At 71.2% G+C, this 23633-nt stretch carries 19 protein-coding genes; 7 read left to right on the forward strand and 12 right to left on the reverse strand.

The genetic code is table 11. From position 1 onward, the window contains the following. Window positions 1-116 precede the first annotated feature (116 nt). From AB0B29_RS16165 to AB0B29_RS16190, 6 genes are all read right to left on the reverse strand, one after another. On the reverse strand, window positions 117-887 hold the full coding sequence (locus tag AB0B29_RS16165; protein WP_362240004.1) for a hypothetical protein: 771 nt from the start codon (window positions 885-887) through the stop codon (window positions 117-119). Continuing rightward, window positions 887-4615 (reverse strand): SGNH/GDSL hydrolase family protein, encoded by a 3729-nt coding sequence (locus AB0B29_RS16170; RefSeq protein WP_362239501.1) that lies wholly within the window; start codon window positions 4613-4615, stop codon window positions 887-889. The genes AB0B29_RS16165 and AB0B29_RS16170 overlap by 1 nt, the downstream gene beginning before the upstream one ends. Window positions 4616-5610: 995 nt before the next feature. Further along, entirely contained in the window at window positions 5611-6081 is a 471-nt protein-coding gene (locus AB0B29_RS16175) for a DUF6099 family protein (protein WP_362239503.1), read from the reverse strand. Between the two features lie 201 nt (window positions 6082-6282). Then, entirely contained in the window at window positions 6283-6642 is a 360-nt protein-coding gene (locus AB0B29_RS16180; protein WP_362239506.1) for a nucleotide pyrophosphohydrolase, read from the reverse strand. Then, window positions 6635-7843: an ATP-binding protein gene (locus AB0B29_RS16185; RefSeq protein ID WP_362239508.1), complete on the reverse strand. Its 1209-nt coding sequence runs from the start codon at window positions 7841-7843 to the stop codon at window positions 6635-6637. The genes AB0B29_RS16180 and AB0B29_RS16185 overlap by 8 nt, the downstream gene beginning before the upstream one ends. 89 nt (window positions 7844-7932) lie before the next feature. After that, the gene (locus tag AB0B29_RS16190) at window positions 7933-8328 is read right to left on the reverse strand and encodes a cell division protein SepF (protein ID WP_362239510.1); all 396 of its coding nucleotides are present in this window, start codon (window positions 8326-8328) and stop codon (window positions 7933-7935) included. A 193-nt stretch (window positions 8329-8521) separates the two neighbouring features. Between AB0B29_RS16190 and AB0B29_RS16195 the strand changes: the two genes are divergently transcribed. Continuing rightward, window positions 8522-12583 carry a bifunctional nitrate reductase/sulfite reductase flavoprotein subunit alpha gene (locus AB0B29_RS16195; RefSeq protein ID WP_362239512.1) on the forward strand — a complete coding sequence of 1354 codons (4062 nt, stop codon included), beginning with the start codon at window positions 8522-8524 and terminating at the stop codon, window positions 12581-12583. Between the two features lie 157 nt (window positions 12584-12740). Then, window positions 12741-14471 carry a hypothetical protein gene (locus tag AB0B29_RS16200; protein WP_436845849.1) on the forward strand — a complete coding sequence of 577 codons (1731 nt, stop codon included), beginning with the start codon at window positions 12741-12743 and terminating at the stop codon, window positions 14469-14471. Window positions 14472-14479: 8 nt separating this feature from the next. Here the strand turns inward: AB0B29_RS16200 and AB0B29_RS16205 are convergent, their stop codons facing one another. Further along, window positions 14480-14995 carry a YceI family protein gene (locus AB0B29_RS16205; RefSeq protein ID WP_362239515.1) on the reverse strand — a complete coding sequence of 172 codons (516 nt, stop codon included), beginning with the start codon at window positions 14993-14995 and terminating at the stop codon, window positions 14480-14482. A 116-nt stretch (window positions 14996-15111) separates the two neighbouring features. Here AB0B29_RS16205 and AB0B29_RS16210 point away from each other — a divergent pair, with 116 nt between their 5' ends. The 5 genes from AB0B29_RS16210 (at window position 15112) to AB0B29_RS16230 (ending at window position 19330) form a co-directional block, all read left to right on the forward strand. Beyond that, on the forward strand, window positions 15112-15615 hold the full coding sequence (locus AB0B29_RS16210) for a MarR family winged helix-turn-helix transcriptional regulator (protein ID WP_362239518.1): 504 nt from the start codon (window positions 15112-15114) through the stop codon (window positions 15613-15615). A 216-nt stretch (window positions 15616-15831) separates the two neighbouring features. Next, on the forward strand, window positions 15832-17175 hold the full coding sequence (locus AB0B29_RS16215; protein ID WP_362239521.1) for a hemolysin family protein: 1344 nt from the start codon (window positions 15832-15834) through the stop codon (window positions 17173-17175). Next, window positions 17172-18194 (forward strand): hemolysin family protein, encoded by a 1023-nt coding sequence (locus AB0B29_RS16220; protein ID WP_362239524.1) that lies wholly within the window; start codon window positions 17172-17174, stop codon window positions 18192-18194. The genes AB0B29_RS16215 and AB0B29_RS16220 overlap by 4 nt, the downstream gene beginning before the upstream one ends. Window positions 18195-18694: 500 nt before the next feature. Further along, entirely contained in the window at window positions 18695-18925 is a 231-nt protein-coding gene (locus AB0B29_RS16225) for a hypothetical protein (RefSeq protein WP_362239527.1), read from the forward strand. Between the two features lie 249 nt (window positions 18926-19174). Beyond that, complete coding sequence (locus AB0B29_RS16230) at window positions 19175-19330, forward strand: hypothetical protein (RefSeq protein ID WP_362239530.1); 156 nt, start codon at window positions 19175-19177, stop codon at window positions 19328-19330. A 58-nt stretch (window positions 19331-19388) separates the two neighbouring features. Here AB0B29_RS16230 and AB0B29_RS16235 read toward each other — a convergent pair whose 3' ends face one another. The 5 genes from AB0B29_RS16235 to AB0B29_RS16255 form a co-directional block, all read right to left on the reverse strand. Then, complete coding sequence (locus AB0B29_RS16235; RefSeq protein ID WP_362239532.1) at window positions 19389-19724, reverse strand: DUF3140 domain-containing protein; 336 nt, start codon at window positions 19722-19724, stop codon at window positions 19389-19391. A 6-nt stretch (window positions 19725-19730) separates the two neighbouring features. Continuing rightward, window positions 19731-19961 carry a DUF2945 domain-containing protein gene (locus AB0B29_RS16240; protein ID WP_362239534.1) on the reverse strand — a complete coding sequence of 77 codons (231 nt, stop codon included), beginning with the start codon at window positions 19959-19961 and terminating at the stop codon, window positions 19731-19733. 55 nt (window positions 19962-20016) lie between these two features. After that, complete coding sequence (locus AB0B29_RS16245) at window positions 20017-21138, reverse strand: acyltransferase family protein (RefSeq protein ID WP_362239537.1); 1122 nt, start codon at window positions 21136-21138, stop codon at window positions 20017-20019. Window positions 21139-21332: 194 nt separating this feature from the next. Further along, the gene (locus AB0B29_RS16250; RefSeq protein WP_362239540.1) at window positions 21333-22394 is read right to left on the reverse strand and encodes a peptidoglycan recognition protein family protein; all 1062 of its coding nucleotides are present in this window, start codon (window positions 22392-22394) and stop codon (window positions 21333-21335) included. 345 nt (window positions 22395-22739) lie between these two features. Then, on the reverse strand, window positions 22740-23627 hold the full coding sequence (locus tag AB0B29_RS16255) for an NAD(P)-dependent oxidoreductase (RefSeq protein ID WP_362239542.1): 888 nt from the start codon (window positions 23625-23627) through the stop codon (window positions 22740-22742). Window positions 23628-23633: the final 6 nt, after the last annotated feature.

The raw sequence follows: 23633 nt of genomic DNA on the forward strand, positions 1-23633 counted from the left end.
CACACCGCCTTCGACGCGGCAGCCGGGGCGGCGGGCCGCCCGTCCGACCGCGAGACCTACAGGCTCCGCAAGCCACGAAGGGCGTTGTCCAGCCTTCAGGTGTCGGGGCCGCACGGTCAGCACGAAGAGACCGGAACCGCTGTGGCGGAGCCCTGGTCGGCGTCGCCGACGGGCCGGGTGAAGCGGTAGCACTGAGCGACCGTTGTGTCCGAGCTGGAGAGCAGGATGGATACCGTCACCGTGTCTGCCCTGCGCACCGCGCTCTTGACGTCGTAGAAACGCAGCCGTCCCGTGGGGTCCAGGGCCTTCTGCACGCCGGCTCGCGTCAGGTCCTCGGCATACATGGCGGAGATACGCGTCCGCGCGAGGCGCACCAGTCCGCCGATCTGGGTGCCCGGACGACATACGTCGTCGTCCCGCTCGGAAACCCTCGACGTCCACCCCTGACCGGGGCGCTGGGCGTAGGCGAAGATCAGACACCGGGTCACCTTGACGGGCCCACCACCGGGGAGCATGGCCTCTTCGTCGTACATGGCGGAGCTCGCGGCCGTGGCAGTGAACTCGCTGCGCGACGCGTCATAGGTGATCACGGGAGCTTCTGTGTTCCGCCAGATCACACCGATGAGAGCGTCGGTGTCGGTGGCGTCGCTCGTGTCGAGTGCGCGGGCCGTGTCGTCCGCCGTCGCACGGGATCGCTCCAGGATCGATGCGAGTGCCCTGTCCCTGCGCTCGCTGTTGATGTTCCCGTCATGCCAGTGCCGGTACCACAGCCAGGAGACGACGACGCCGAGAACGGTGATCAGCGCGATCAGGACGGTGAGGCAGGTGGTGGTCACGAGGCGGTTGACCCGCCCCGTGACCACCGGGCTGCCCGTGGTGTCAGCCACTAACTTCCCTTGTACCCGATGTCGGCCAGTGCCTGATCCATGACCCGGGCGTAGCCCGTTGTTCCGGCACTCTTCGGGTGGAACGACTCGAGGCTGGCACAGACGTTGTTGCCGGGCCAGGGCAAGCACGGGACCTGGTTGGCCGGGTCACCGTCGTGGAAGTCGCCGTCACCGTTCGGGCCGGCGACGACACGGTTGATCCATTCGTCGCCGTCACAGATCCCGTGTCCCCGGAACGCGGGAATGGGATCGGCGAAGGCCGCCTTGCGCCCCGCCTTGCGCAATTCCTCGATTTTGGCCTTCTGCTTGTCCCGGACGTAGTCGGCCAGCTGGTTCAGGGCGTCGAAGTCCGCTGTGACGCACTGACTGTCACTGACCAGACGGGGGTAACCCATGAGCACGATCTGCGCGTTCGGCGCGGCGGCCGCGATCTGGTCGATGACGGTCCCGGTGTCCGTGACCGCCTGGTCGACCTTGCCCGTGTAGTCGCCCGGGTCGCACACTCCGACGATGTAGCAGTTGCTGACGGCGTTGGTGAAGTTGTCCCCGTCGTTTCCGCCGATGGTCAGCATGACCAGGGTGGTGTCAGAGCTGAGGGCACCGGAGTCGATCTGGCTCTTCTCGCGGTAGTTGCCGATCCTTCCCCATGGTGTGGGGTCCCCCGTGGTCATCTGCGACGTCTTCGCGCCGGAGCAACTGACGTCGAGGAAGTCGACGGTGGTGCTCCTGTCCTTCGAGAGCTGGCCGAGACTGGTGCTCTGACCGGGCAGCAGGACCTTGCGCGGCCAGGAGTTGTCACCGCGTCGGCACGCGTTCCAACTGCTCTTTCCGTGGCCCCGGTCGGACTCGGGCGAGTAGGACCCGGAGCCCTCACCGGAGGTGTAGGAGTCTCCCATGGCGACGACCATGTGCTTCGGCTTGCCGGACAGCGGCTGGAAGGCGACCGCGTCCCAGGCGATGTCCTCGTCCGCGGTTCCGTCGTCGGTGGTGTTCGTGAGCTCCACCCGTGGCGTGCTGGTGAAGCGGTAGACGCCGAGTTCGACCCAGGTGTTCTCACCGAAGTGGGTGTTGACATAGCGGTGGCGGTCACCGCCCGCGACGCCCTTGATGACGTAGTGGGCCTGCTGGGTGTGCGCCCCGGTGTCCGGCTGGTGGGCGAAGACGCGGGCCCACTCGACGGTGCGGCCGAGGGTCCAGGTGCCGTCGATGGTCATCCGGGCGCCGGGGCCGCCGAGATGAGCGGTGTCACGCGTGTGGGTGTACCAGAAGTGACCGCCCTGCCCGCCGCCGATCTGGTGCAGGTCTCCCTTGGCCTCCAACGGGCCCAGCCCCGGTCCGTTCGCGACCGGGTTGGCGTGGAAGGTGAACTGGAAGGAGCCGGCGTCGGTGCCGGACGATCCGCAGTCGCTGTAGGTCTCGACGTTGTCCGGTATGGAGTCCACGATCAGCGCCCCCGCGGGAGCGGCGCCGCACGACGACTTGCCGCTCTGCAAGCGGTAGCCGCGGCCCGGTTCCTCGCGCAGTGTCACGTACTTGATGTTTTCGTTGCCGCAGTCGGCGTCGCAGTTCGCCTTCCACGTCACGTTCGAGCCGCGCCACCAGTACTTCTCGTAGCACGCGGCGTCCGGACAATCCGGCGGGTTGGCGGAGTTGCAGTTGTTGGTGGAATTGCAGAACGCGTCCAGCGGCGGCTTGACGCGGTCGCGCTGTCCCGGGTTGATCCACCAGGCGGGCCGGAAACCGGCGCTGGAGAACCCGGACTCGCCGGGCCAGTCCTGCCGTCCGTCGGTGGCGTAGGAGTAGCCGGTGTCCATGGACCAGGCGGACCAGCCCATCACCTTCTCCTGGTACGGCCAGTTCTGGGGCTTCGCGGCGTCGCGCGGGTCGGACATGAACGGGTGCCGCGAGGGCGGGTAGACGGGGTTCGCCGGGTTGTTGTACCAGCCCAGGCCCCACGGTTTGCCGTCACCCTTGTTCTCGTTGAAGCCGAGGTTGTAGTTCCACAGCGCGGCGAACCAGTTCTCCGGCTTCGACGGGTCGTCGTTGTTGACCGTGATGGTCTGGCCCGCGGTGTGCACCTGGTTCCACTTGTCCGCGAGGATGTACATCGACGCGGCGATGTTGACCGCATAGTCGAGCGCCACAGCCTTCTGCTTCGCCGCAGGCAGGGACGTCTCGCCGGGCTTCTCCAGGCCGGCCAAGCGCATGCCGTCGGTGACCTGGCCGACGCCGTAGCCGCAGTCCGACAGGTTCCAGTTGATCCTCCAGTACGCCTCGGAGGTATCCCCCTTGTGCCCGTAGAACCCGGCGATCGCCGCCTGCGGGTTGCCCATCTGGCCGGGGATGGCGCCGCCTTCGGCCTGCCACAGGTTCGACTCCTGCGCGAGGACGCCCAGCAGCACCTGGGCGGGGATGCGCGCGCCGGCCTTGCCCTTCAGCGTCGGGGGCGGGAACAGTCCCTGCGGGTCGACGGTGCCCAGGCCCGAGCGCCAGCCGCCCTGCTTGATCCACTTGGCGCGCAGCTCGCCGCGGATCGCCATGTCGACGGCCCACTCGACCTGGTTCGGGGTCGGCTGCAGCGCGAGCGCTTTGACGTCGTTGCGGGGGATGGAGCACCAGCGGTCCGTGTCGACCGGATCGTGCGGGTCGGCCGCCTGCGCGGTTCGCGCGCTCTTCCCGGACGCCTGCCCGGTTCCGCCGGCCACGCGCAGGGCGGGCGAGAAGGAACCCTTCCCCGTGGCGCTGGTCGTGTCGGTGACCGTCTGGGTGATCTTCTCGCCGGTGGCGGTCGCGATACTGCTGATGGTCAGCGGGTCGGTTCCCTCAGTCGTGGGGTCCTCGGAGGTGCCCGTCCGGGGTGAGGGTTCGGCCTTGGTGAAGCCCTTGCCCGCGCTCCCGATCCGCTCCAGGCCCGCGCGCACGCCGGGCATCAGCACGGGATCGACGGCCAGTCGTCCGAGGCTGGACACGTGTGTGTCCGCCGCAACGTCCAGGTGAGCCACCGCGGTACCCGTGAGCTTCGTGTTCTTGGCGTTCCCGGTGAGGAAGGCCCGGCCCCCGGTGCCCTGTTCAAGAGCCACATCGCCGAGCTTTCCCGACGCGAGCTCCGACAGCTTGCCCTGGCGCTTCCACAGTTTGGCGTGCGCCGTTTCGCCCTTGCGGTCGAGGAAGGCGATTCCCTTGCCGGTGGGGCGGATGTCGAAGGGCACGCCGTCCGCGGCGGCCAGCGTCCGGAGCTTGCCGTCCGCAGGGTCGACGTTCACCAGGTGACGGCCGTGTGCGGCGACGAGGCCGTCCTTCGTCGGGACGGCCGAGGTCACCTGGCCGGTGACCGTGGTGTCGGTGGTCGTCCTGCCGCCGGTGTCGACCGTGAGAAGCCGGGTCTTGCTGTCGCGGAACGCGGTGAACGCGGCCGTCCGGGTCTCGGGGTTGCACGACGGGTCGAAGTAGGCCAGGGAGCCGGTGAAGGGCAGTTTCGTCACCCGGCCGGACTTCAGGTCGACGACCGCGGTGAACGCCCCACCCTGCATCAGGTCCGGCTTGTTCGTGAACGTACGCGGCGCGTACACGACCGCAGCGTGATCACGGTCCATGACACAGGAGTTGCCGATCCACGTGTCCGCCGGCATGCCGGGCTCCGCCAGCGTGGCAACGGTCCGCCACTGGTAGGCGTCCTTGCTGTCCGCCACCAGGATCTTGAATCCGCCGTTGTCCGCCGCGGTGGTCACGGCCCGGTCCGCCGAGCTCTTCCAGTCCTTCCCGAGCCTCTTGCCGGGACTCTGCACACGTGCCGGCGGATCGGACGACGGACTGCCGGACGGCTTCGGAGACGGCTTCGAACCGGGAGGGCTGGTGTCGGCGAACGCGGGCGCGGCTTGTATGAGCCCGGTCAGGACCGCGGTGGCCGCAAGGCTCGCGATCCCGGTACGAGCTAATCTATGAACTCTCAACTACCTACTCCAGTAGTGGGGTTACGGGACGCAATGTGGTGTGCAGGGGCGCCGGCCCTCCCGCGGTCCCGACCGGCAGCGCGGGGCGCAGCGGCCACCGCGGGTCCGTCGCGGGGTAGCCCTGCAGTGGCCGGTCGCACGCGAAGGCCACTCGTCCAGGCGCCTTGCCCGTCACGGACGTGCGGGCTGATTCGATGCTGACGTGACGTGATCTATCGGGGGCTGCCTGCGCCTGACATGTCGACAGCACCCGTTTCCGTCGCGCCGTGTTGGATGCCGCAACGCCAGTCGGTCAGGGTCCGTCCGCCGAGCGGGGGCACAGCAATTGCGGAATCTTGCGGTCGGCCTCTTCGATCGGCGGCGCTGTGGCACCCAAGCTCTCCCCCTCAAGCAGAAGCCGTACAGCGTTACATGATGAAGATTCTATGAAAACCTCAGGAGGAACAACAGCCCGACAAGCCCCATGATGCCGGACACAAAGGGCATCGCCGTTGACGGCTTTGCGCCACCCACGCACTTCGCACCTGGCAGCTCCTTTCCGGAGCGCTGCCGGTCACGACCCCTTCGCCGATCGATTTCAACGTGCCGGAATGTCCGCTTCACTGCGGCGAGATTTCCGCCCTTCGACTGGCTGATGCGGTGGAGACAGGGGAAGGACGCTGCGCCTGCGGCGGAGTGACCGTGACGGATTTCGCCGAGCTCACCGAATCGGGCGGTGAAGGACCGGCCTCCCTCGACGGGGTACGGAGAGTCGCAGCTCCCGGCCCCTCCCCCTACCCCGCTTCTCGCTCCGGCAGCGCCTGTTCCCGGTCCGCCAGCCTGCGGAGCATCTCCAGGACGCGGTCGCGGGACTCGTCCGCCGCGTCGATGGCCTCCATGCACTGCCAGTACGTGCCCTCGTCGTCGGCGGCGCTGGCCAGGGCGACCAGGGCGATGCCGACCTCGCCGAGGAGGCCGCCGAGGTACATCAGGGTGTGGCGGGCGTCGCCCAACTCGGTGAGCTGGCCCGCCCGCAGCTCCCCGGGAGCCAGCACCGGCGGGTCGAGGACGCCGCAGCCCCGGCCCGCCAGCTCCGTCAACCCCAGTGCCTCGCCGCGCAGTTCCGGTGGTCCGGCCACCGCGAGGCGGCTGCCGATGGCCTGCGCGAGGGCCTGCGCCTGCCACACCTCGGCCAGGGTCTCCCGCGCGTCGCCGCCCGCCGCCAGGGACCGCCTGCTCGTCACGATGAGCCGCACCGCGTCCATGCGCTGCCCCCGTCTTGTCCGACGCGCTGCGCGCGTCCGTCTGCCCACACTCCCTTGTTCACTACCCAGCGTGAGGGGCTGTGAGACGAAAAGCCAGAGGAAGGCGGAAAATTGCGGACAACGATTCGGATTCGGGCCGAGGTTCAGTTACGCAGAGTACAAGTGGACTTCTTCACTCCAGGCGGCCGGGCGGTGCCGGCACTAGATCGGAAACCGCCGCTCGTTCCGGTCGATCTTGGCGTTCAGCGCCGCCAGCGGGTCGACGCCCAGCACCTCGCAGAGCTGGAGCAGATACGCGAGCACGTCGGCGACCTCGTCGGTGACGCGGTGCGCGGTGTCCGGGTCGGCCATGACCCGCGCCGACTCCTCGGGCGTCAACCATTGGAAGATCTCGACCAGTTCGGACGCCTCGACGCTGAGGGCGGTGGCCAGGTTCTTGGGGGTGTGGTACGGCTGCCAGTTCCGCGCGGCGGCGAACTCGGCCAGCCGGCGTTGCAGTGTCGCCACGTCGAGGGGTTCACCGTGGGGGCCGGGCTGCGTTGCGTCCAGTGGATCAGTCACGGTCCAGGTGTACCACCGTGGCTCCCTCCGTCCCGGCGGCCCACGCACCGTCGCTGACCGCGCCGAGGAGCCGGATGTGCCCCCGCTCGCACATCCGGGCCGCGAGGTTCAGCAGTTCCCGTCGCTGCAGACTGTCCAGACCCCGGTCGAAACCGTCGGCGAGGATCGTGAGCGACTGCAGGGCGGCGGGTACCTCGCCTGCCGGGTCGACCTCCAGCACACCGGGTCCGGTGAGGAGGACCAACGCGAAGGCGAGGTAGCGGAGTTCGCCGTGGCCGAGTCGGCCCAGCTCCGTGTGGTGGCCGTCGCCCCGGTCGACGGCGGCGGCGACCGTCCCGTCGCCGTTCAGCCGGGCGAGCACGTCCACCACCGGCCCGCCGCATCCGGCCCGCGCCGCCGCCACGAGCTGCGCGTGCCGCCGCCCGCACTCGGCCCGGGTGCGCCACAGCACGTCCGCGAGGTTGCCGCAGCCGCTCCGGAGGCGGCCGGAGCCGGCCGCCACGGGCTCGCGCATACGGGAGGGTTCGGGGTCGCAGGCGAAGGCGGAGCGCAGGGCGACGACCATCTGCTCGACCGCCGCCAGCACCCTGCGCTGCCCCGCTGTCTTGCCGGCGACGCGCAGGGGCAGCAGGGCGGTGCCGAGCCGGTCGTCCGGGAGCGGGCCGCGGGTCACGGGCGTCGGCCCGGCCGTGTGCCAGGCGGCCTGCACGGCACGCTTGCCCGGATCGCGCAGGGCGGTCTCCAGGAGGATCAGCCCGTCGGACGTCAACCGCTCGCCCACGACACGCAGTTCCGGCTCGGCCTGTACGGCCACGTCGAGACGGACCGGGCCGGCGGGACCGTCGGCCGTGCATCCGATGCGGAAGCCGCGGCGGCGCTGCGCGTCGGGCCGGGCCCGCTCCGGCACGCAGGCGACCGGGTCGGGGAACGCCTCGCCGAGTTCGGCACCGCCCCCGAGCCGGGCGAGGGCCTCGTACGCCCGCAGCGCGCTGGTCTTGCCGCAGCCGCTTCGACCGGCGAGCAGGGTGAAGGGCCCGATCGGGAAGGCGGCGCGGCGGTGGGTGGCGAAGGCGGCCAGACGCAGTTCGGTGACGCGGGGGCGGTCGGGATGGACAGGGAGAGCGGGTGGTGAGGTGGCTGCGGCGGTCCGGTCAGCGGGCACGGCCCGGCCGGGTGGGGCGGGGAGGACAGGCTGGGTCATAGGCGGACGGTAGGGCTCCGCCGGTGGGACGAACCGTTCCCTCTTCGAGGGCTTCCTACGAACGAGCTACGGTCACGCCCGGGCCCCGGTCACGCCCCGGGGAACCCCGCCCCTTCCATCAACCCGGTCACCTCGGTCCCCGCCGGTGTCAGCAGGAACACGTTGCGGTCCACCCGGTGCATCCCGCTGGCCAGGCCGAAGACCACGCCCGTGCTGAAGTCGAGGACCCGCTTGGCGACCTCCGTCTCCGCGCCCGTGAGGTCGAGCAGGACGGGAACGCCCGCCATCAGCCGCTCGGCGACGTCCCGGGCGTCGGCGAAGACGTTGACGCGCAGGACGACGAAACGGCGGCGGGTCTGCGTCTCGGCCTCCGGTATGGACCGGTGGCCGACGGCGGACGGCCAGGCGTCCCGGCCCCGCAGCGGCACGACCTGGGCGAGCCCCTCCCACTGTTCGTCGGTGACATCGTGGCTGTTCACCGGCATGCTCCGTCCTGGCTCGCGCTCGCTGTCTGCATCGGGCAATTCTTGCGCAGAGTCACCCGTTCGGCCCAATGCGACACGCTCCGCGACCTCATTGCACCTCACAACGGCCGGAAGGCGGCTGTGTGACGGGCGTAACCCCCGATGATCAAGCCGTGTGACAGAGGCGTAACGGGCGATTCGTACCGTCGGAGGCATGACCACGACCCCCTCCGACCGGCCGGACACGCGGCAGGTGCGCACCGTCTGCTCGTACTGCGGTGTCGGCTGCGGTCTCGTGCTCGATGTGGGGACGGGCCCGGACGGGCGCCGCACGGTGCTGAAGGCGTCCGGTGACAGGGCGCACCCGGCGAACGCGGGGCGGCTGTGCACCAAGGGCGCGACCACGGCCGACCTGCTCGCCGCGCCCGGGCGGCTGACCGGCGCGCTGGTGCGGGAGGTCCGGGGCGAGGAGGCGGCCCCCGCACCCGTCGCCGAGGCGATCACCGAGACGGCGGCGCGGCTGCGGGCGATCGTCGACGAGCACGGGCCGGACGCGGTCGCCTTCTACGTGTCCGGGCAGATGAGCCTGGAAGCGCAGTATCTGGCGAACAAGCTGGCCAAGGGCTTCGTGGGCACGAACCTGATCGAGTCGAACTCGCGGCTGTGCATGGCGAGCGCGGGCACCGGCTACAAGCTGTCGCTCGGCGCGGACGGGCCGCCCGGGTCGTACGACGACTTCGACCGGGCGGACGCCTTCCTCGTCATCGGGTCGAACATGGCCGACTGCCATCCGATCCTGTTCCTGCGGATGATGGAGCGGGTCAAGGCGGGTGCCAAGCTGATCGTCGTCGACCCCCGGCGGACCGCGACCGCCGCCAAGGCGGATCTGTTCCTGCAGGTCAGGCCTGGGACCGACCTCGCGTTGCTGAACGGCCTGCTGCATCTGCTGCACGAGGCGGGGCACACCGACACCGAGTTCGTGGCGGCCCACACCGAGGGCTGGGAGGCCCTGCCCGAGTTCCTCGCCGACTACCACCCGGCATCCGTCGCCGGGATCACCGGCGTCGACGAGGACGACCTGCGCGAGGCGGCCCGGATCATCGGTGCGGCGGGCAAGCGGTGGATGAGCTGCTGGACCATGGGTCTGAACCAGTCCACGCACGGCACCTGGAACACCAACGCCCTGGTCAACCTGCATCTGGCGACGGGAGCGATCTGCCGTCCGGGCGCCGGGCCGTTCTCCCTGACCGGGCAGCCCAACGCGATGGGCGGGCGCGAGATGGGCTACATGGGGCCCGGGCTGCCGGGGCAGCGGTCGGTGCTCGTGGAGGAAGAGCGGGCGTTCACCGAGGAGGTGTGGGAGCTGCCGCCGGGGACGCTGCGGGCCGACGGGGCCGGGCAGGGCACCGTCGACATGTTCCGGCGGATGGCCGACGGGGAGATCAAGGCGTGCTGGATCATCTGCACCAACCCGGTCGCCTCGGTCGCCAACCGCCGTACGGTCATCGAGGGTCTGGAGGCCGCCGAGTTCGTCGTCACGCAGGACGTGTTCGCGGACACCGAGACGAACGCGTACGCCGATGTCGTCCTGCCCGGTGCGATGTGGACCGAGGCCGAGGGGGTGTTCGTCAACAGCGAGCGCAACCTCACGCTGACCCGGCAGGCGGCGGACCCGCCCGGGGAGGCGATGGCCGACTGGCGGATCATCGCCGAGGTGGCGTGCGCGATGGGCTACGAGAAGGGGTTCTCGTACGACAGCGCCGAGCAGGTCTTCGAGGAGATCCGGCGCTTCCGGAACCCGAAGACCGGCTGGGACCTGCGTGGGGTCTCCTACGAGCGGCTGCGGGAGACGCCCGTGCAGTGGCCGGCCGCGCGGGAGGACGGGCCGCCGCGCAATCCGATCCGGTACGTGGGTGACGAGGGGCTGCGCTTCCCCACGGCCTCCGGACGGGCCGTGTTCTTCGCCCGGCCGCATCTGCCCGCCGCCGAACTCCCCGACGACGACTACCCGTTCGTGCTCAACACCGGGCGGGTGCAGCACCAGTGGCACACCCTCACCAAGACCGGGAAGGTCGCCAAGCTCAACAAGCTGAATCCCGGGCCGTTCGTGGAGCTGCACCCGCAGGACGCCCGGGCGCTCGGGGTCGACGAGGACGACCTCGTCGAGGTGGCCTCCCGGCGCGGGCGGGCCGTGCTGCCGGCGGTGGTGACGGACCGGGTGCGGCCGGGGTGCTGCTTCGCGCCGTTCCACTGGAACGACCTGTTCGGCGAGTACCTGAGCGTCAACGCGGTGACGAGCGACGCGGTGGATCCGCTGTCGTTCCAGCCGGAGTTCAAGGCCTGCGCGGTGTCGCTGGCGAAGGTGGCTTCGCCCGCACCGCAGGCACCGGCGTCCATCCCTCAGGCAGCGGCGTCCGCACCGCAGGCACCGGCGCTGACGCCCACGGCCGTGACGCCGGGCACCGCGAACCCCTTCGGTCTGGACCCCTCCCCTCCGCCGGTGCTCTCCGCCCAGGAGCGGCAGTACCTCACCGGTTTTCTCGCGGGCCTCGGCTCGGGCGCGCCCGGCGTTCCGGTGCTGCCGTCCGACGCGCCCTTCTCGTCCGAGCACGCGCTGTGGGTCAACGGCGTCCTGGCCGGGATGTACTCACGGACGTCGGCGGCCGAGTCGCCGCAGCGGTCCGGCCGTGAGGTCGTCGTGCTGTGGGCCTCGCAGACCGGGAACGCGGAGGAGTTCGCCACCGCCACCGCCGAGCGGCTGACCTCGACGGGGCACCGTGCGACCCTCGTCGGCATGGACGACGCCGACGTCGGCACGCTCGCCCGCACGGCCGACCTGCTGTTCATCACCAGCACGTTCGGGGACGGCGACGCGCCCGACAACGGCTCCGGCTTCTGGGACGCCCTGTCCGGCGAGCCGGCCCCGCGGCTGGACGGGGTGCGGTACGCGGTGCTGGCCTTCGGCGACTCCTCGTACGACGACTTCTGCGGCCACGGGCGGCGGCTGGACGCGCGCCTCGGCGAACTGGGCGGGGTGCGGCTGGCCCCGCGCACGGACTGTGAGCCGGACTTCGAGCCGTCCGCCCGGCAGTGGCTCGACCAGGTGCTGTCGGCCCTGGGTGAGCAGTCCGCCACCCCGGTCGCGAAGCCCAGGGCCAGGTCCAAGCCGGTCACCACGGCAAGGCTCGTCGGCAACCGGCTGCTCAGCCGGGCCGGGGCGGGCAAGGAGGTCCGGCGGTTCACCTTCGACACGAGCGGGACGGACCTGGCGTACGAGGCCGGGGACGCGCTCGGGGTGCGGCCGGTCAACGCGCCCTCGCTGGTGGAGGAGTGGCTGGCGGTGACCGGGGTGGACGCGGGGGCGGCCGTGACGGTCGACGGTGTCGGCGAGGTGCCGTTCGGCGAGGCGCTGCACCGGCATCTCGACATCACCCGGATCACCCCCGATCTGCTCCGCTTCGTCTCCGAACGCGCCCGGGACAAGCATGAGTTGCGCAGGCTGCTGCGGCCGGACAACAAGGACGGCCTGGCGCAGTGGAGCTGGGGGCGCCAAGCCGTGGACGTGCTGGCCGAGTACGCCGTGCGGGCGAGCGCCGAGGAGTGGGCCGGGGTGCTGCGCAGGCTTCAGCCGCGGCTGTACTCCATATCGTCCAGCCCGCTGGCCGATCCCCACCGGGTGTCGCTGACGGTGTCCGTGGTGCGGTACGAGAACCTGCACGGCCGGGCGCGCGGCGGGGTCTGCTCGCCGTACCTCGCGGATGCCGAGCCGGACACGGAGGTACCGGTGTTCGTGCAGCGCTCACCGCACTTCCGGCCCCCGGCGGACGCGTCGACGCCGATGATCATGGTCGGGCCCGGCACCGGTGTGGCGCCCTTCGTGGGGTTCCTCCAGGAGCGGCGGGCGCTCGGTCACCGTGCCCCTTCCTGGCTGTTCTTCGGGGAGCAGCACCGGGCGACGGACTTCTACTACGAGGAGGAACTGACGGCGCTGCTCGACGAGGGCAGCCTCACGCGGCTGGACACCGCCTTCTCCCGGGACCAGCGCAACAAGGTGTACGTGCAGGACCGGATGCGCGAGCACGGGCCGGAACTGTGGCACTGGCTGCGCGACGGGGCCCGCTTCTACGTCTGCGGTGACGCCTCCCGGATGGCGAAGGACGTGGACCGGGCGCTGCGGGACATCGTGGTGGCGCACGGCGGGCTGGGCGAGGCCGAGGCCGCCGCGTACGTGAAGCAGCTCGCGGCGGACAAGCGGTACGTGCGGGACGTGTACTGAGGGGTGTACTGAATCGGGCGGCCGTCGGGCTGTGTTCCGAACCGCTGTGTACTGAACTGAGCCGTCTACGGGCCGAACAGGCCCCTTACCCGGAGCACACCGGAATCTTCACCTCCCTCCGGGTCCCGCTCACCGACGGCGATTAGCGTCCTGCGGCGTGTATTCGGCAGAAACGACGCTGGTGGTGCCCGGCCCGCGCACCGGGGCGGCGGTCTCGGCGTCGCCGGCTCCCCCGGCCCAGTGGCACCGCGTCCTGACCCTGCTCGCCGACATCGGTCTGCTGATCGGTACGCGGGCGGTGTGGACTTCGGCGGCGAGTCACCGTCCGGCCGTGGCCGCCGTGATCTCGCTGTGCTACGCCTCGATCCTGGCGTGCGGGGTGCTGGCCCTGGTCGTCCGCCGGGTCCGGTCGCTGGCCGGGGTGGATGTGTGCGTGCTGGTGACGGGCGTGACGCTCACCCTGTGCGCGTGGATCATGCTCCACAACGGCTCCGACGAGGCCCTGCTCACCACCCAGGCGGCGCGGGAACTGGCCGCGGGGCACCCGGTGTACGGGCAGCCGTGGCCCTGGCTCTTCGGCCGTGGCGTGGCCCTCACCCCGACGGTGACCGGCGGCTATGACTTCACCTACGGCTATCCGCCGCTCGCCCCGCTGCTGACGGTGCCGATGCTGTGGCTGGGCCACGGCGGCACTCCGGCGACGGCGGTGAGCACGGGCGCGCTGATCGCCGGGACGGTCGTGCTGTGGCGGATGCTGCCGGTGCCGTGGCGGTCGGCGGCGACCCTGGTGTGTCTGGGCTTCGGGATGCTGCCGTCGTACGGGCGGCTCGGCTACCCGGCGGTCGTGGCGCTGGCGCTGCTGGTGCCGGTGGTGGTGCGGTGGCCCCGTACCGGTGAGGGTGGCCGGCTCGGGGCCGCGGGTCTGGCAGGGGCGGTGTGTCTGGGGGCGGCGTGCGCGGCGCAGCAACTCCCCTGGTTCCTGGCGCCGTTCCTGCTGGCCGGGATTTACGCGGTGCGGCGCGGTGAGCTGGGCGGCCGGGCGGCGACGCTGGTGGTGCTGCGGTTCGCCGGGGCGGCGGCCTGCGCATGGTGTGCGCTCAACGCGTACTTCGTCGTGAGCGAGCCGGGGCGCTGGCTCACGGGGATCGCGCTGCCGCTCACCCAGGGGGCGGTGCTGCACGGCCAGGGCGTGGTCGGCGTCTCGCTGTATCTCACGGACGGCAGCGACCGGATCGGCTGGTACTCCCACGCGAGCCTGCTGCTCTTGGCGGGACTGCTCGCGCTGTTCGTGCTGTTCGTACGGCGGCTGGGGCCGGCCGCGACCGTGCTGCCGTGGTGCGCCTTCTATCTGGCGACCCGGTCGCAGGACGGCTACTACCTGCTGATGACGCCGCTGTGGCTGGCGGCGGCGGTGACGACTCCGGCGTCGGCGTTCACCCGGGCGTGGCAGCCTCGTGCGGGCCTGCCGACCGGGGTGCGCGGCCGCCCGGCGCGGGTCGCCGTGACGGTGCTGCTGCTGGCGCCGGCGGCGGCCTGTGCGGCCGTGGCGGCGACGGGCACGCCGCCCCTGCGCATGCGGGTCACGGCGGTGCGGCACCCCACCGCGGCGACCGTCTCCCGCCTCGCCCTCCAGGTCACCAACACCGGCGGCACCGCGCTTTCCCCGCACTTCATGCTGACCACCGGCCAGGGCATGGGCGCGTACTGGCAGGTCGTGCGGGGCCCGCGCACCCTGCCCGCGCACGGCACCGCCCCCTATGAACTCCGGCCGCCCGCGGGCCGCTTCCCACTGCCCCGCCCCGGTGCCCGGATCCGTCTGCGTGCGTTCACGGCGTCGCCGCAGACGCTGTCGAGCGCGGATGTGCAGAAGGCCGTGCGCCCGGGCTGACCCGGATGTCAGACGGTGGCCCGGGAAAAGCGGAGGGTGGCGGTGACCGTCGTCCGGCCGCGGATCATGCCCAGCTGGTTCCAGCCCATGCCGAACTGCTCGCGGTCCACGTCGAACTCGGTGTCCAGGGCGAGCCCCGCGGCGTCCCGGTCCGTCACGCGCGCGGTCAGGGACAGCGGCCTGCTGATGCCGCGCACGGTCAGCTGTCCGACCACGTGCACCCGGTCCCCCTCACGGAGCTCCGCGCTGCGGGCCACGAAGGTGATCTCGGGGTGGTGGTCGGCGTCGAAGAAGTGCTCGGACCGCAGGTGGGTGTCGCGCTTGGCGTTCTTGGTGTCGAGGGAGGCCACGTCGAAGGTGAGGGTGCCGACGGCGGACCCGTCGGTGCGGACCTCGCCCCGGCCGCCGAGAGCACCGAAGGCGCCTTTCACGGTGACCAGGCCCCACATGGTCTTGTGCCGGATGCCGACGCTCGAGGCGGTCGCGTCGAGCTGCCACTGTCCGGTTTCCACGGTGACGGTCATGGGCGTTCTCCCTGCCGAGTAGTGCAAATTTGGATGACTGCGAGGCACGCTAGCGGCTAATCCAAAATTGAACAACCCTTCTTCTTCAAATTTGGACGACAGGTACACTCAGGGGCATGGCCGACCCCGAGGAGCACCCCACCGACCTGCCCGAATGCCCGTCCCACGGCGGTGGCGGGCTGCTGCCCGCGGAACTGCGCGCCTGGATGCTGCTGCTGGCCGCGACAGGGGCGGTGGAGCAACGGCTGCGCGCGGTCGTGAAGGACAGACTGGACGTCTCGCACGACGAGTTCCTCGTCCTGTGCCTGCTCGCCGAGCAGCCCGAGGGCGGCCTGCGCATGACCCGGGTCGCGGAGCTCCTGGGCCGCCCGAAGACCCGCCTCACCTACCAGATCGCCTGCCTCCAGCACGCCGGCCTGGTCACCCGCAGATCGGTCTGCGGCGACAAGCGCGGCGTCGAGGTCACCCTGACGGACAAGGCCCGCCACCTGCTGAGCGAAGCCTCGGCCCCGCTCGCCGACACGGTCACCGAGGCCCTGGCCCGCTTCATGGGGCCGGACCAGTGCGCGGCGATGCGGGGGCTGGTGCCGGATCTCGCGGAGGCCCCCGGCAAGGAGTGAGCCGGGCGCACCGGCGCCCCGTGATCCCGGAGCGCTTCATCTACACGGGCGTAGAATCCGGGAACACCGGCGCGGCGAGGAGCGTTGTACCGGATGACACACCACCCGTCCAAGGAGCACGTTCTTGTCCGCCAGATCGACGGACCCTCCGGGGCACAGTCCCCGACCATCCCGCCCTGACACGCGTGATCGCGGCACACGGCGGGGTGGTGTTCGATGAGTGCCGCCGAGGCCCTGCTGGGCCTGCTCGCCGTGTTCGTGCTGACCGCCGGCACCGGCTACTTCGTCGCCCAGGAGTTCGCCTACGTCTCCGCCGACCGGCTCACCCTCGCGCGTGAGGCCGAGGCCGGGGACCGCAGGGCCGCCCGTGCCCTCAGGGTGCTGGAGCGGCTGTCGTTCATGCTGTCCGGCGCGCAACTGGGCATCACCGTCACCGGCCTGGTGGTCGGCTTCATCGCCGAACCGTCGGTGTCCGCGCTGCTCAGGCCGGCCCTGTCGAGCCTCGGCCTGCCCGACGCGGCCGTCGGCACCGTCGCCGTCGTGCTCGCCTTCGTCCTGGCCACGGTCGTGCAGATGGTCCTCGGTGAACTCGCCCCGAAGAACCTCGCGATCGCCGTGCCCGAACGGCTGGCCAAGGCGCTGGCCCCGTCGACTCTCGCGTATCTGAGGATCGTCGGCCCCGTCGTACGGATCTTCGACGGCGCGGCCGACCGGCTGCTGCGCAAGGTGGGGATCGAGCCCGTCGAGGAACTGCACCACGGCGCCACGCTGGAGGAGCTCGGCCATCTCATCGGCGAGTCCCACGAGCAGGGAGAGCTGCCGCAGGACACCGCCGCGCTGCTGGACCACGCGCTGGAGTTCTCCGAGCGTGCCCTCGACGAGGTCATGGTGCCGCGCGCCGACGCGGTTTTCGTCCGCAAGGACGCCGGAGCCGAGGAGGCGATCGGCCTGATCGCCCGGCACGGCCACTCCAACTATCCGGTGCTCGGCGACCACCCGGACGACATCGTGGGCGTGCTGGGCGTGCGCGAGCTGATGGCGCTGCCCGCCGCCCGCCTGGCCGGCGCACGGGCGGGCGAGGTGGCCCGACGGCCGCTGCTGCTGCCGGACACGCTCGCACTGCCCGACGCGGTGACACGGATGCGGGAGCACGACGACGAGTTCGCGGTCGTGCTGGACGAGCACGGCGGCGTGGCGGGCGTCGTCACGTACGAGGACATCGCCGAGGAGCTGGTCGGTGACATCGCCGACGAGTCCGACAAGGTCACCCTGCTCGCCGTCGCGGACGGCGACGGCTGGCTGGTGGACGCCGGCCGCCGGGTGGACGAGGTGGCCGAGGCGACCGGTGTCCGGCTGCCGGAGGACGACGACTACGACACCGTGGCCGGCCTGGTCGTGGACCGGCTCGGCCGCTTCCCGACGGTCGGTGACCGGGTCACGGTCGAGCTGCCCGAGGGCGGCCGGGCCGTGATCGACGTCCGCACGCTGGACCGGCACGTGGCCGACCGCGTCCGGATCGGCCTGCTCGTGGAGGCCGCGGAAGCCGAGGAGATGGCGTGAGTTTCCCGATGGCGGTCTTCGTGACCGTGCTGCTGCTGATCGGCAGCGGCTTCTTCGTCGCGGCCGAGTTCGCCCTCGTCGCCGCCAAACGGCACCGCATGGAGAAGGCGGCCGCCGAGGGGCGGCGCGGCGCCGGGGCGGCCCTGGAGGGGATGCGCGAGCTGTCGCTGATGCTGGCCGGCGCCCAACTCGGCATCACCGTCTGCACCCTGGGCCTGGGTTCGGTGTCCAAGCCGGCGATCTCGCACGAACTCGACCCGCTGCTGCACACCCTGGGCCTGCCCAGCGCCGTGAGCTACGGCGTGGCCTTCGCCGTGGCGATGGTCGTGGTGGTGTTCCTGCACATGGTGGTGGGCGAGATGGCGCCCAAGTCGTGGGCGATCGCCCACCCCGAGCGGTCGGCGATGCTGCTGTCGCCGCCCTTCCGGGCGGTGGTGCGGGCCGTGCGTCCGCTGATCCGGCTGCTCAACCGGGTGAGCAACGCCCTGGTACGGCTGTGCCGGGTGGCCCCGCGCGACGAGCTGGCCTCGGTGCACAACCGGGAGCAGCTGACGCACCTGGTGGAGGAGTCGGAGCGGCTGGGTCTGATCAGCGCGACCGACTCCGAGCTGCTGACCCGCTCGCTGACCGAACCGGAGACTCCGGTCGCCGCGCTGCGCATCCCGGCCGCCGAGATCAGCTGGGTCGAGGGCGAAGCGGACCTCGACGCGCTGCTGCGCTTCGCCGCCGAGCACGACCGCACCCGGCTGCTGGTCCGGGAGAACGGCACGGTCCTCGGCTCGGTGCACGCCCGCGACGCGCTGGTGGCCCGGGCCCGGGGCCGGGCCACGACCGCGCGGGACCTCGCCCGGCCGGTGCCCGAACTGACGGAGACCGCCACGGTCGCCGACGCCATCGAGGTGCTGCGCCGCCGCCGGTCGTCCCTGGCCGTGGTCCGCGACGGCTCCGGCCGCCTCTCGGGCCTGGTCACCCTGGACGACCTGCTGGCCCGGCTGCTGCAGCCGGCCGGGGCGGTCTGACGGGGGCGGGGTTGCGCCTGACGGGGCAGGGGCTTGCGCCTGACGGGGCAGGGGCTTGCGCCTGACGGGCCAGGGGCTTGCGCCTGACGGGGGCGGGGGCCTGAGCCTGACGGAGACGGGGCCCGAACATCCAGCACATCTGCACACCGTGCACCGGGATGCCGTGCGGTGCCCCGGGCCGCCGCCGCGGCTCGGGCGCGACCTGGGAACTTGGCGGTGAAGTGCCCGCTTCGGGAATCGGGGCGCAAGAGTCCCGCGCCCGGCCGGGCGACGGGCTGTGTGAAGGAGTGGGCGCATCCCGTGACCCGGAGGTCACAGCGGTGAAGGCGGTGGCCGCGCGAAGGCGGGCAGCACCGGCGGTCGGTTGGATCTCTCCTCCGGGGAGTGCTTTGATCCTGCGCACGGCGGGAGCGGCCGGGGCGGAATACCGGTCTCCGGTTTTCTGCGAGCGCCCGTGCTCATCGCCACTGCGAGACATTCACGCGAAGGGAAACACCCCCATGAACCTCACCTCTCGGGTCGACACCGCCGAGCTCACCGACGCCGACCTGGACGCCGTCGCCGGCGGCAACGCGGGCGGCGTCGATGTCTCCGCGGGCCTCGTGGGCGGCCTCTCCGCCGGCCTGGTCGGCCCCCTGACCGGCGAGGCCTGCGCCGCCGTGCAGGCGGTCGTCTCCCCGCAGGGCGCGGCCGCCGGCGCGAACGCGGGCGTCCACACGACGTCGCTCTGACGCACTGCGCACGGAAGGGCCCCGGGAAGCGATTCCCGGGGCCCTTCCGCATGCGCAGCACACGTGGCCACGACAGCGCGCCTCGCACGGAAGCGCGACGGCAAACGTGAGGGATTTGCGAAACACGTGACGGAAATCTGGACACCCCGGGGGTGGGTAACACGGTGAGAGGGCGTGACGCAGACTTACTCGGACCCCCTCAGATCCCGTCTGCAAAGCGAGAGGAACAGCACCGTGAAACCTGACTCGATGTCGACCGGAGAGCTGCCGATCTACGAGAGCCTCATACGCGAACGCGGTGACGTCGTGGAAGAGGCCCGTGTGGTGGCCGAGGAGACCCAGCACCAGATGACCCAGGCGCTGAACGGGGTCGCGGTGACCCCGCGGGAGACCGACGCGGCATGACTCCCGGGGGGCATCGCGCCTCCCGGGGGATCCGTGCGGTCGCTCCCCCGCCGGCCCCTCACCCGCCGAGCGGGTCGTGACCCCAGTTCATCAGGGAGTACCGCCACCGTGAGTCCCGTACGTCCCCGGAGGGCCGCTGGGCCAGGTGACGGCGGACGTAGCCGACGACCTTGCGCATGTGCCGGTAGTCGTCGTCCGTGAGGTCGCCCTTCTTGGCCCGCAGGATCGCCACGATCCGACGGCCGGAGGCGTGTCCGGTGGACTCGCCCCCGTCCTGGTGCTGTCCGGCGTTCCGCGAGTCGTCGGACTCCAGCCACTTCTCCAGACCGGCCGGTGTCATGTTCACCAGGTCACGGAAGTCGTTCCAGGTCTCCTCACGTTCGCCCTCGTCCACGCCGCCTCACTTCTTCTTCTTGAGCGCGGACGGCTTGTGCACCGCCGTCCTGCCGGACTTCTCGCTGCGCACCTCGTACTGCGGGTCGTCGGGCGAGGCGTCGACCGTGCGGCCGGACGCCTCGGTCCGTTCGGTGATCTCCCGCTCCACCTCGCCCTCGGTGCGGCTGCCGTGACTGCTCCAGGTGACCTTGTCACCCCTCTTCGGTTTCCCGCTCTCGCTGTGATCGTTCGCCATGCCGGTGCTCCCTGGCCGAGACGTGTGATGTCCTTCCAGCGTGCGGGCCGGCCGGTCAGGGCGCAGCTCGGCGGGCGCCGGCCCGCCCAGGGGCCGTGTCGTCGAAGGCCCACGCCATCCTGGGCTCCGTCACGCAGCGGAAGGCCCGCCGTACGGCCGGTGTGCACAGCGCGGTGACGACCACCGCCGCGATCAGGGTGGCGGCGATCACCCCGGCCGGCCCGCGGACCCAGGCCGGCTCGTACCAGCCCCAGTGCTTCGCGGCCTGCGCGACGAAACCGTGCAGCAGGTAGCCGGACAGGGTGCCGGCGCCCAGCATCGTGAACCAGGTCCGCCGCCCGGGCACCCAGGCGAGGAAGCAGCCGACCAGGACGAGTGAGCAGCCGAAGCCGACCAGGGTCATCAGGGGCCCGTACCAGAGGGGGACGCCCAGTTCCGGGGCGCTGTCCGCGTGGAAGAACCAGGCGTAGTCCATCCGCGGAACCGCCCAGTACGCCAGGCCCAGGGCGCAGACGGCCACCGGCACGGCGAGGATCCGCGCCGCGCGCCGTCGTGCCGGCCGGAAGTGCTCCGGCCGCAGCAGCAAGCCGAACACGAAGTACGGCAGGAACTGCAGGGTGCGCTGCAGATCGAGGTCGGGTCCTGTGGAGGGCGCGGTCGTCGCCGCCATGGCGATGACCAGGGCGAGGGGGAGCGGCCACCGCACCAGCCGCCAGAGCGGTGTGGTCAGCCGCCAGACGAACAGTGCCGCGAGGAACCAGGTGAGGTACAGGGGGTCCAGCAGGCTGACCGGGCGGTCGGGGTCCTGGCTGGACCAGCGGGTGAACAGGGTGTACGCCGTCTCGAACACCACGTACGGGACGACGACGCCGGTGACCAGGCGCTTGAGCCGGGCCGGGCTGCCGTCGAAGGTGCGTGAGAAGTAGCCCGAGATGATGATGAACGCCGGCATGTGGAAGGCGTAGACGAAGGTGTAGAGGGCGGTGACGGCCCTGCTGTCCTGGCGCAGTGGCTCCCAGGCGTGCCCCACGGCCACGAGCACGATCGCGAGGTACTTGGCGTTGTCGAAGAACGCGTCCCGTTGCCGTGCCGGGCCGGTCGCGGTGCTCTGCTCTTCGGTGCGCGTCACCGGGGTCGTTTCCGCGCCCGGGCGGGCCGCGGTCATCGTGTCACTCACGGGCCCTCCCGAAGCGACGCGAGGCGTGGGCGCCTCTTCCGGCCGGAAGCGAAGGGAGGGAGTGTGCGCAGAACATCGTCCGCACCCTAATCACAGGGCCGTGCATTCGTTCAACTCGTAACGGACATGGCTCGCTTCGGTTCATGCCCGGGTATACGTGCCGGGACGGGCGATCGTCTCCCGCCCTTCGGTGCTCAGGTCTCCTTCCACACCAGCACGGTCAGGACGGCGCTCACGACGGTGACCGGTACGGCGGCCTGGTTCAGCAGCCGCACCCGCATGCTCCGGCCCGACGGGACCCGCTTCGTCACGGGCAGGACCACGAAGGTGCCGCCGCCCGTCCCGACGAGCTCGTGGATCGGGTGGTCCACGCGCTGCTGGTCGTCCTCGTACTCCGTCATGCGCGCCTGGACGACGGCGCCCGCGGGCAGTCCGTCGAGGTGCAGGCTGAGGGTTCCGCTGAAGCGGGCCGGGCCGCGGGCGAAGACACTCCCGCCGGTGGCGTGGTCGCCGGTCTCGTCGGTCCACTCCTCGGTGAACTCGATCGAGTTCCAGGCGCCGGGCGTGAGTGGGTACTGCGCGTCGACACCGAGGTTGACGTACTGGGGCATGGGGTCCTCTCCTTCCCACCGGCCCGCCGGGAGGGCCAGGGCATCGGCGACGTCACGGCGGAAGCCGGCCATGTCGAATCCGCGCGGGTCGACTTTCCAGTCGCTCCATTCCAGGTGGCCGATGGTGCTCTTGGGGCCCCAGCCGTGCGCGCGGCAGATCGCGGCGGTGGCCTTGACCATCGCGAGGTACTGGGCGGGCGGCCACGGGTCCCTGCCGTCGCCCTTGTTCTCGCACTCCCAGCCGTAGAACCGGGCGTTGCCGTCGACCGCGCCGGCCGAGCCGTCGTGCTCGTGCGTCGGGGGCGGGTACGTGCCGTACGACTCGCCGATGACGGCGTCGAGGACGTCGCCGTCGCCGCCACCGGCGTGGTTGGCCCGGCCGTTGCCGGTGAGGTGGACGACGCCGTCCTTGGTGATGCACCCGGTCGCGAGAGGGCCGGGCAGGGCACTGTGGCCGTGGAAGATCAGCCCGACGACGTCCGTGCCGGGGCCGGTGACGGTGTGGTGGATCACCACGCCGTGCACGGGACCCCAAGGTCCTTTGTGGTTGCGGTTGTTGGTGCGCCAGCCGGCGACTTCGTGAACGGCGCAGCCCTCGGCTTTCAACGCGGCGACGAGCCGGGCGGCGGTGAGCGGGGTGGCCATGAGTCAGTCCTCCGTTCCGGCGCGTGCGTGCCGGTCTGAAGACGGTCCGATCACATGTGGGGAGCGGCCTGATCCCGGTGAGTGGCTGATCTCGGGGCATGCCGAATCTCGCAGCGTGCCTGGTCCAGCACTGCAGCTGTCAGGTCCCTATCATTCTTCCGCCGTTCGACCCGTCGTTCACCTCGCCGTACCCCACGTACCGAAAACGGCGCGATTACGACGTCCCGGAACCGGGGGAAGAGGCGTCGGCCGCCACCACCTCCTCCTCGACCGGCACACCGTTCGCAAAAGCGGGGATTGCGGGAGGGAAAGCGCCCGGAATTGAGCGAACAACTGTCCCGGCGCCTACTGATGGGGACGGCGGTACGCCTTCACGACGCTGGCGTAGCTGTTCCTGGCGTGGCCCTGGGCGATGATGCCCTCCATCAGTGCCTGGGAGTACTTGGGCAGTTCGGTGTCCACGCCGAGCGCCTCGGACTCCTCGACGAGGTGCTTGAGCGCGCCCAGGTGCGTCTCCAGGGTGGCGTCGTTGGCCGGGAACTTCTCGTCGCCGGCGTCGATCTGCGCGGCGTAGTCGGCGGTGAACATCTTGATGGCGTCGAGCCACATGTGGGCCCACGGCAGGAACTCCTGCGCCTTGACGCCTCCGGTCTCCACGATGGCCACGCCGTGCAGGAAGCTGTTGAGGGCGCCCCACATCAGACCGAGCAGCGACACGTCGAAAAGGGCGGGCTTGCCGTGGTCGGTGCCGAGGTAGGTGGTGCCGCCGCCGAGGAGCTTCAGCACGGGCTCGTGGGCGTCGAAGACGGCCTGGTCACCCGCGTAGAAGAGGACGGAGGTCTCGGCGCCGATGCCCGGCGGGGTGATCATGATGGCGCCGTCGAGGTACTCGGCGCCGTTCTTCCCGGCCCACGCGGCGGTCTGCCGGGCCTGCTCGGAGGAGCCCGAGGTCAGGTTGACGACGGTCTTGCCGCGCAGGGCGTCACCGAGCGAGCCGATGACGTCGTGCACCACGTCGTACGTCGACACGCACACGACCACCAGGTCGCCCGCGGCGACGGCCTCGGCGGGGTTCGCGGCGAGGACCGCGCCGTCCTGGACGAGGCCGTCGGCCTTGTCCGCCGAGCGGTTCCACACGGTGGTGGCGTGACCCGCCTTCAGGAAGGCGGCGGCCAGGGCCTGCCCCATCAGGCCGAGGCCGAGCACCGACACCGAGGTGTGGTTGTCACCCATGAATCT

The organism is Streptomyces tibetensis, assembly GCF_040647715.1.
GTDB lineage: Bacteria > Actinomycetota > Actinomycetes > Streptomycetales > Streptomycetaceae > Streptomyces > Streptomyces tibetensis_A.

What these genes read in the sequence shown, in the direction of transcription:
- AB0B29_RS16205 (WP_362239515.1), bottom strand. Translation starts at nt 14,995, where the DNA reads ATGACCGTCACCGTGGAAACCGGACAGTGGCAGCTCGACGCGACCGCC.
- AB0B29_RS16215 (WP_362239521.1), top strand. Translation starts at nt 15,832, where the DNA reads ATGAGTGCCGCCGAGGCCCTGCTGGGCCTGCTCGCCGTGTTCGTGCTG.
- AB0B29_RS16185 (WP_362239508.1), bottom strand. Translation starts at nt 7,843, where the DNA reads ATGACCCAGCCTGTCCTCCCCGCCCCACCCGGCCGGGCCGTGCCCGCT.
- AB0B29_RS16250 (WP_362239540.1), bottom strand. Translation starts at nt 22,394, where the DNA reads ATGGCCACCCCGCTCACCGCCGCCCGGCTCGTCGCCGCGTTGAAAGCC.
- AB0B29_RS16225 (WP_362239527.1), top strand. Translation starts at nt 18,695, where the DNA reads ATGAACCTCACCTCTCGGGTCGACACCGCCGAGCTCACCGACGCCGAC.
- AB0B29_RS16230 (WP_362239530.1), top strand. Translation starts at nt 19,175, where the DNA reads ATGTCGACCGGAGAGCTGCCGATCTACGAGAGCCTCATACGCGAACGC.
- AB0B29_RS16195 (WP_362239512.1), top strand. Translation starts at nt 8,522, where the DNA reads ATGACCACGACCCCCTCCGACCGGCCGGACACGCGGCAGGTGCGCACC.
- AB0B29_RS16175 (WP_362239503.1), bottom strand. Translation starts at nt 6,081, where the DNA reads ATGGACGCGGTGCGGCTCATCGTGACGAGCAGGCGGTCCCTGGCGGCG.
- AB0B29_RS16190 (WP_362239510.1), bottom strand. Translation starts at nt 8,328, where the DNA reads ATGCCGGTGAACAGCCACGATGTCACCGACGAACAGTGGGAGGGGCTC.
- AB0B29_RS16210 (WP_362239518.1), top strand. Translation starts at nt 15,112, where the DNA reads ATGGCCGACCCCGAGGAGCACCCCACCGACCTGCCCGAATGCCCGTCC.
- AB0B29_RS16240 (WP_362239534.1), bottom strand. Translation starts at nt 19,961, where the DNA reads ATGGCGAACGATCACAGCGAGAGCGGGAAACCGAAGAGGGGTGACAAG.
- AB0B29_RS16255 (WP_362239542.1), bottom strand. Translation starts at nt 23,627, where the DNA reads ATGGGTGACAACCACACCTCGGTGTCGGTGCTCGGCCTCGGCCTGATG.